Raw genomic sequence first — 391 nt, 5'->3', positions numbered from 1 at the left:
CGGAGCCCGGATGCGGTCGCAAGACCGCCGAGGTCGCGCACATTGTGGGAACCGGCGAGGGTGCGCAGTCTCGGGGTCTGCGTGGTGGGCTCAGGCGTCACGGCGCCAGACTCGCGCGCTGCGGGCCGGGCGGCCACGACGCTCCCGGCGGGACATGTGGACTCCGACAGTCAGGGCACCACGAGTACGCCGAAGGGCGGACGTGCGTCATCCCTGGGGGAGTCGCCCCGCGCCATCGAGAAGCGCACCATCGAAATGTGCTCGACGAGCGAGCACCCCGGTCCACCAAGGGGGGATCACGATGACATGGCACACCTCGACGATTGCGCGAGACAAGCTGGAGCAGCTGATCCGTGAGATCAGGAGCCAGGGAGGCACGGTGGCGAGCTGT

This window comes from Nocardioides sp. CPCC 206348 (assembly GCF_048654705.1).
Taxonomy (GTDB): domain Bacteria; phylum Actinomycetota; class Actinomycetes; order Propionibacteriales; family Nocardioidaceae; genus Nocardioides.
The sequence above is the reverse complement of the archived record's forward strand: the minus strand, read 5'-3'. Positions refer to the sequence as shown.